This window comes from Enterococcus sp. DIV0970a (assembly GCF_051711265.1).
Lineage (GTDB): Bacteria > Bacillota > Bacilli > Lactobacillales > Enterococcaceae > Enterococcus_D > Enterococcus_D casseliflavus.
In genome coordinates, this window is the sequence record NZ_JBIOMF010000008.1 from 1 (window position 1) to 2,223 (window position 2,223).

Genomic DNA, 2,223 nt, shown 5'->3' on the forward strand with positions numbered 1-2,223 from the left:
TTAAGCAGAATGGGAAAAACTATGGAGATATGGCAAAAGCCATTGGTGATTTACGAAAAAAAGAAGTTTTAGTTTACGATGAAGAACGAAAAGTTATCACTCAAACAGGTTGGGTGCAATCTGCCGATTATCATGAAAATGGTCAAGTAGAAATAGAACTTTCTCCTAAGCTAGCTCCTCATTTGCTAGGGCTTAAAAATCATTACACCCAGCACTTGTTGATTGATACCACAAAGCTTAAAAGTAGGTATTCAATTTTGCTTTATAAATTGATGCGCGAGTGTGACAAGGACAAAGGAAAGTCAATTGCAATCTTACAAGGGACACCAGAAGAATTTAAAGAGTGGCTAGGAGCTCCCAAAGATTATGACTACAGAAGATTAAAAGAAAATATATTAAAAAAGGCAGTTGAAGAAATTAATCTAAAAATTGATGATATGGACTTGGAAATTTTACAAGGGCGGTATGGTCGCAAAGTGGTTCAAGTTGAAATTCATAATAATTGGACAGTAGGACGAGCAACTAAAGAAAATGCGGAATACGTTGAAAGTATTACGACTCATGATTGGTTGAATGGAGAGTAAAAATGAATAAATTTGTAAATTGGTATAAGAAGCTGAATGCTGTTGGTCGTGTATTATTAACACTTGTTTTATTAGGGGTGTCTAACTGGGTATTATCGTTACTCTTTCATACTTTATTCGACTGGTTAAGTATTCTTTATTATGGGGGATACGCCTTGTTAATCCTTGGTGTTTTAAAACTTAATTTACGAACGAGTATTTCATGGGTGATTTATTGGCTTACTCCTTTTATTGCGTGGAACTTATCTTCAATTTATGTCCATCATAATTTTAAAGGCTTCCAAACCATTATAATTAGTTTGTTATCAACGTTCGCTTTTTCAGTTATGTTGCTCGCCCTATCTGAGGCATTTAAAGAGGCATTTAAAGAGTCAAAAGAAGATGGAAACAATGGATAATAAATGTAAATTACTACATGAGCGAAGCGAATTTTAACCAACACGCCTGACGAAAAAAGAGTACAAGTTCATGAAAGTGATCTGTACTCTTTTTTAGCACAAACACAGCAATTTTTCGTAAGAAAAATTTGGTGGGTATAAGTGCGCACTTAGGATAATTCTCGTCAATCTTTTTTAATCTTTAAAACTAAACAAAATTTCTAGTTACAAAATCGAGCAAAGCGACATAAAAAAATTAAACTTTAGTCGTTCTAATTTTTTTAAGGTTTTAAGAAATTTCCAAACACGTAGCCTGCCTAAAAAAAATTAAAGACAAAAATGACTGGTAAAGATTTGCATAAATCAGTCTCTAAAATCGTCTCTAAGACGTTTTAAGCTTGTTAGCTATCGATTTACTTGTTTTTAACTAAAAACCGCTTAAAACGCAAAATATGCTGTTTTAAATTGATTTTTAGTTGCTTTTGGGTTGTTAGGGCTTGCCCTGACCGCCTGTAAGGCGCCTGATTGCTTATTAAGCATATTTATCTAGTCAAACAGTTAAAACAGGATAGGCGAGCAATTAGAGCTATCCAAAGTCATTCCTAAAAGAGGGGTTGATCTTTTCTTTTCGCGAGTGAACGAAGTGAACGCTGCAAGTAAAATGTGAGGGTGATTTCCCCTCACTCCTTTTTTATCTTTTTCGTTTGTCGTTTTTGTTCTTAGAATAGAGAAACAAAACACACGCCTACGCGCGCTCTTTATATTTATATAATAATTCTTTAGTACTTTATAATACTTAGGGAAATAAGAATGGCTTTATATCAGTGTTTAAGAGCATAACGTGCCAGTAAAAAGTACATGACGTGCCAGTAAAAAGTACATGACGTGCCAGTAAAAAGTACATGACGTGCCAGTAAAAAGTACATGACGTGCCAGTCTGTTTTTTTTTGCATTTGATTTCATAGTCATTTTATTATATAATGTCACAATATGATAAGATCGTCTGTTTGAAAGGACAATATTTATGGCAAAAAAACAAAATTATATCTGGCGGAATGACCGAAACTTTGCTTTGGATGAATATGAGCAACAACAGTATTACTACGTTGTTGAGTCTAATGATATTATCAATAAGGCTAGACATGATTTAACAGCTAGAGAATTGAAAATTATGGACTTTGTCATTTCAAAGATTCAGCCAGAAGATACTCAATTTAACGTGATTAAGACTTCAATGTATGAATTAACTAAGGTTTTAAATA

3 protein-coding genes are annotated in these 2,223 nt (G+C 33.5%); all 3 read left to right on the plus strand.

The genetic code is table 11. From position 1 onward, the window contains the following. Positions 1-584, plus strand: a 584-nt coding sequence (locus IGK14_RS17445) for a replication initiation protein (RefSeq protein WP_438712838.1), incomplete at its 5' end; no start/stop codon positions are given. 2 nt (positions 585-586) lie between these two features. Beyond that, positions 587-982 carry a hypothetical protein gene (locus IGK14_RS17450; protein ID WP_129217741.1) on the plus strand — a complete coding sequence of 132 codons (396 nt, stop codon included), beginning with the start codon at positions 587-589 and terminating at the stop codon, positions 980-982. A gap of 1,003 nt (positions 983-1,985) precedes the next feature. Further along, on the plus strand, positions 1,986-2,223 hold a 238-nt coding region (locus IGK14_RS17455), incomplete at its 3' end, for a replication initiation protein (RefSeq protein ID WP_438712840.1).